At 64.9% G+C, this 5,481-nt stretch carries 5 protein-coding genes; 2 read left to right on the forward strand and 3 right to left on the reverse strand.

The window, feature by feature from the left end:
- Together lppK and AC2VOG_RS12305 are read right to left on the reverse strand one after the other, a co-directional pair.
- On the reverse strand, positions 1 to 416 hold a 416-nt coding region (gene lppK / locus AC2VOG_RS12300), incomplete at its 3' end, for a lipoprotein LppK (protein ID WP_486940176.1).
- A gap of 34 nt (positions 417 to 450) precedes the next feature.
- On the reverse strand, positions 451 to 960 hold the full coding sequence (locus tag AC2VOG_RS12305) for an MTB12 family secreted protein (RefSeq protein WP_486940179.1): 510 nt from the start codon (positions 958 to 960) through the stop codon (positions 451 to 453).
- Positions 961 to 1,103: 143 nt separating this feature from the next.
- Between AC2VOG_RS12305 and arc the strand changes: the two genes are divergently transcribed.
- Entirely contained in the window at positions 1,104 to 2,930 is a 1,827-nt protein-coding gene (gene arc, locus AC2VOG_RS12310) for a proteasome ATPase (protein WP_486940177.1), read from the forward strand.
- Between the two features lie 163 nt (positions 2,931 to 3,093).
- On the opposite strand, the gene AC2VOG_RS12315 is transcribed toward arc, so the two are convergent.
- Entirely contained in the window at positions 3,094 to 3,699 is a 606-nt protein-coding gene (locus AC2VOG_RS12315) for a hypothetical protein (protein ID WP_486940180.1), read from the reverse strand.
- 116 nt (positions 3,700 to 3,815) lie between these two features.
- On the opposite strand from AC2VOG_RS12315, the gene dop reads away from it, so the two are divergent.
- Positions 3,816 to 5,324, forward strand: a complete 1,509-nt coding sequence (dop, locus tag AC2VOG_RS12320; protein ID WP_486940178.1) for a pup deamidase/depupylase — start codon at positions 3,816 to 3,818, stop codon at positions 5,322 to 5,324.
- Positions 5,325 to 5,481: the final 157 nt, after the last annotated feature.

Here is a 5,481-nt window from a genome sequence, read left to right on the forward strand (position 1 = left end):
TTGAATTCCATTGGGAACGCGAAGTGCGGACCTTTCGGATTGCCTGAACTGACGTCGACGTTCGCCACGACGTCGGCGGGGTCACGGTCGGACCAATTGACTTCGCGGACATCAAATCTCGTCGGTGCGAAGCCGCCATTGATCAATGCATTGGCGAATTGGTCGAACACACCGGCATTTTCCGGCGAGGCGCCCTCGACCAGATTTACTTTTTGAAGTCCTGGCACCGACGGATCAGCCAACCGGGACAGCACACCTGCCAGTGCCTCAGGCGGCGGCAGGGGCGCGGCCTGCGGGGCCGGTGCCAGACCCGTCGACGCCGAAGTCGAAGGTTGTTCGCCGGCGGGCGACGGGTCGTCCTCATCGCTGGAACAGCCCGCCAGCCCGAACAGCGCCGCCATCGCGGCGGTGCTCAACACTGCGGCCAGGCTCCGGCGCATGCAGCGGCCGTCAGCGCGAACGCACAGCCGAGATCAGCGTCATCGCCGAGTCGTGTGACAACTTCCAGCCGCCCTGATCGACAAAACGTAGATATTCCGGTGTCGGGGCCAGATGCGGTCCCGAGGCGGTGATGGTGGCCGTGGCGGCACCGGGGCCCGACGGCGTGATGTTGGTGATGTTGAAGGTCAGCGGAAGGCTGCCCTTGGAGGCGGCTTTCTGTAGCTCATGGTCGGCCAGGGAGACCGGGACGGGGATGCCGCCCTCGATGAGGTTGCCCTTCTGGGCGAACGACACGCTCGGGTCCTGCAGGGTGTTGAGAAGGACCGACAACTGGCCGGCGGTGGGAACGTCGACCCCGACTGGCACCGCCGGATCCTGCGGCAGCGGCACGCCGAAAACGACCGGTTGAACGCGGGGCGAGACCGGGACCACAGCTGCAATACAGGTCACACCCGCCGCGGCAGCACCGATGGCGGCCATCGCCGCCATGCCTGTGGCTAGGGTTTTCACGGTCACGATGGTCCCTCTCGGTAAAGCCGACTAAACATGATGTTAACGCTGTTGCCAGTGTGCCTCATTTCGACTTCCCGCATGAAACGGAAATCGCCGGTAGCGTTGAGGTATCCACCGCACACCGTCCCGGGGTGGGAAAGGAGCGCACCATGGGTGAGTTCGACCGTGAGCCGTTCGGTAGCCCCCGCGAAGCCGACTTTTCAAACGAGGACGCCGCCGAGTTGGAAGAGCTCCGTCGCGAGGCCGCGATTCTGCGCGAGCAGTTGGACGATGCCGCCGGATCCCACGGCGCCGCGCGCAGCCCGCGCGAGATCCACCAGCTGGAAGCGCGCATCGATTCGTTGGCGTCGCGCAACTCCAAGTTGATGGAGACCCTCAAAGAAGCCCGCCAGCAGCTCTTGGCGCTGCGCGAAGAGGTCGACCGGCTCGGCCAGCCGCCCAGTGGCTACGGCGTGCTGCTCTCGACTCACGAGGACGACACCATCGACGTGTTCACCTCGGGACGCAAGATGCGGCTGACATGCTCGCCCAACATCGAGGTGAGGGCGTTGCGCAAAGGACAGACAGTTCGCCTCAACGAGGCGCTCACCGTCGTCGAGGCCGGCAGCTATGAATCGGTCGGCGAGATTTCAACGTTGCGTGAGCTGCTGGCGGACGGACACCGGGCGCTTGTGGTCGGCCACGCTGACGAAGAGCGCATCGTGTGGCTGGCCGAGCCGCTGGTGGCCGAAGACCTTCCAGAAGGCCACCCCGACGCGCTCAACGACGACACCCGGCCGCGCCGGCTGCGTCCCGGCGACTCGCTACTGGTGGACACCAAAGCCGGCTACGCGTTCGAGCGCATCCCCAAGGCTGAGGTCGAGGACCTGGTGCTCGAAGAGGTGCCCGACGTCACCTACAACGACATCGGCGGCCTGGGCCGGCAGATCGAACAGATTCGCGACGCCGTCGAGTTGCCCTTCCTGCACAAGGACCTCTACCGCGAATATGCGTTGCGCCCGCCCAAGGGTGTGCTGCTTTACGGCCCGCCCGGGTGCGGAAAGACGTTGATCGCCAAGGCTGTTGCCAACTCGCTGGCCAAAAAGATGGCCGAGGTTCGCGGCGACGACGCCCGCGAGGCAAAGTCATACTTCCTCAACATCAAGGGCCCGGAACTGCTGAACAAGTTCGTCGGCGAGACCGAGCGTCACATCCGGCTGATCTTCCAGCGGGCTCGCGAGAAGGCATCCGAGGGCACGCCGGTGATCGTGTTCTTCGACGAGATGGACTCGATCTTCCGGACCCGCGGCACTGGCGTCTCCTCCGATGTGGAGACCACGGTCGTGCCGCAGTTGCTCAGCGAGATCGATGGTGTCGAAGGTCTGGAGAATGTCATCGTGATCGGCGCCTCCAACCGCGAGGACATGATCGATCCGGCGATCCTGCGGCCCGGCAGACTTGATGTGAAGATCAAGATCGAGCGCCCGGACGCCGAGTCGGCGCAGGACATCTTCTCGAAGTACCTCGTCGAGACTCTGCCGGTGCACGCCGACGACCTGGCCGAATTCGGCGGTGATCGTGGTGCGTGCATCAAAGCGATGATCGAGAAGGTCGTCGACCGGATGTATGCCGAGATCGACGACAACCGGTTCTTGGAAGTCACCTACGCCAACGGTGACAAAGAGGTCATGTACTTCAAGGACTTCAACTCTGGCGCCATGATTCAGAACGTCGTCGACCGGGCGAAGAAGAACGCGATCAAGTCGGTCCTGGAGAGCGGTCAGTCGGGTTTGCGGATCCAGCACCTGCTCGACTCAATCGTCGACGAATTCGCCGAGAACGAGGACCTGCCCAACACCACCAATCCCGATGACTGGGCGCGGATCTCGGGTAAGAAGGGCGAACGGATCGTCTACATCCGCACGCTGGTCACCGGCAAGAGTTCGAGCGCGTCACGGGCAATCGACACCGAATCGAACCTGGGCCAGTATCTCTAGCGGTGGTCGCAAGCGAGGCGTAGCCGGGCGCTGCGGGCCGGCGCCATCAGACGCGCGGTCGTCGCAAGCGCGGCCACGGATTCGCCGACACTTAAACCATGCATACAACACGCCGCGTTGCGGCGCTGTGGTTTAAGTTTCGGAAAACCGCCAATAGTAGGACTCAGCCAGCCAGCAGTGAATAGCTGTTGGCCAGGTCGTCGCGCAGAACCTGCGCGGCGTGCGTTCTGGTGTCGATGCGAAGCGGGCTGGTCAGTGTTCGGGTCTGGTAACTCCAGCCGTTCGGCAGGCTGAGCCGTTCGCCGAGCCGGGGGAGGTCGGCGCGGGACAAGTTCGGGTCGACGATCTGACTCCAGGTCTGCATTATCCAGCGGCGCAGGGCAGGGTCGTGCAATTCGTAGACCTCCTCGCCGGCGTCGAAGGTGAACACGGTGTGCCGGTGAACCTGGTTGGCGGTGTAGGGCGCCGGGTTCATCCCCGACAGCAAGGTCTGGGCTTGCAGTGCCATTTCGATGCCGCCGAAGTCCTTGACGATCCGCGGGCCCTGCGTCGTTTTCTCGATCTCGTTCATCAGCCAGTACCGCGGTCCGTTGAGTAGCGCTGTGGCGGCACCGTTTTCGGCTGCGATCTGCTTCGCGTCGAGTGCGGACCACAACTCGGCGGGTAAGTCGTTGAGTCCGAAGCTGTTATAGACGGCGGCCTGCGGACCCGCCTCGCCCGGCGTCACGAGAAGGACTTCGCCGTAGCGCTTTCCGGACAGGCCAGTGATGGGTTCGACAGACACAGGGTGAAGGTAATGACTCGAACCACCTGCGTCAATGGTCCGCCCGGAGCCATTTCGCCCCGCTGCGCGGGCCGCATCGTCACCACGCCTAAGCTCGGGGTATGCAACGAATCATCGGAACGGAGGTCGAATACGGCATTTCCTCGCCGACGGACCCGACCGCCAACCCGATCCTGACCTCGACTCAGGCGGTGCTGGCTTACGCCGCCGCCGCCGGCATCCAGCGCGCCAAGCGCACCCGGTGGGACTACGAAGTGGAGTCGCCGCTGCGGGATGCCCGCGGTTTCGACCTGACCCGCTCCGCGGGCCCGCCGCCGGTGGTGGACGCCGACGAGGTCGGCGCGGCCAACATGATCCTGACCAACGGAGCGCGGCTCTACGTCGATCACGCCCACCCGGAGTACGCCGCGCCGGAGTGCACTGACCCGCTGGATGCGGTGATCTGGGACAAGGCTGGTGAGCGTGTCATGGAAGCTGCCGCCCGGCACGTCGCCAGCGTGCCCGGCGCCGCCAAACTGCAGCTGTACAAGAACAACGTCGACGGCAAGGGTGCTTCGTACGGGTCGCACGAAAACTACCTGATGAGACGCCAGACGCCGTTCTCCGCGGTGATCGCCGGACTGACGCCGTTCCTGGTCTCCCGCCAGGTTGTCACCGGCTCCGGCCGGGTCGGAATCGGCCCATCCGGCGACGAGCCGGGCTTCCAGCTCTCGCAGCGCTCTGACTACATCGAGGTCGAGGTCGGGCTCGAGACCACCCTCAAACGCGGCATCATCAACACCCGCGACGAGCCGCACGCCGACGCCGACCGCTACCGGCGGCTGCACGTCATCATCGGCGACGCGAATCTCTCCGAGACCTCGACGTATCTCAAAGTCGGCACCACCGCGTTGGTGCTCGACCTGATCGAGGACGGCCCGGCGCACGGCATCGACCTCAGCGACCTCGCGCTGGCTCGCCCGGTGCACGCCGTGCATGCGGTCAGTCGCGACCCGTCGCTGCGCGCGACCGTCGCGCTGGCCGACGGTCGTGAGCTGACTGCCCTTGCGCTGCAACGGATTTACCTGGATCGGGTGGCGAAGCTGGTCGACAGCCGCGATCCCGACGCCCGCGCGAGCGACGTCGTCGAGACCTGGGCGCACGTCCTGGACCTGCTCGAGCGTGACCCGATGGAGTGTGCCGAACTGCTGGACTGGCCGGCCAAGCTGCGGCTGCTCGACGGTTTCCGGCACCGGGAGAACCTGGGCTGGTCGGCGCCGCGGCTGCATCTGGTCGACCTGCAGTATTCCGATGTCCGGCTGGACAAAGGCCTCTACAACCGGCTGGTCGCGCGCGGCTCGATGAAGCGGTTGGTCAGCGAGCAGCAGGTGATCGACGCCGTCGACAACCCGCCGACCGACACCCGGGCCTACTTCCGCGGCGAATGCCTACGCCGCTTCGGCGCCGACATCGCTGCGGCCAGTTGGGACTCGGTGATCTTCGATCTCGGTGGTGATTCCTTGGTACGCATCCCGACACTGGAGCCGTTGCGGGGCAGTAAAGCGCACGTCGGGGCACTGCTGGACTCGGTGGACAGTGCTGTCGAGTTGGTGGAACAGCTCACCACGTGAGCGGGGTCGACATGGCCGCGTAGCCAGGGCATTGACGCCATTGACCGGTAGGGTGGAGACACGACGGACGTGTTTCACGTTCGATGAGGATGCAGGAGGCAGTAATGGCCCAGGAGCAGACCAAGCGCGGTGGTGGTGGCGGCGATGACGACGACCA

This window comes from Mycobacterium sp. TH-M11 (assembly GCF_057473725.1).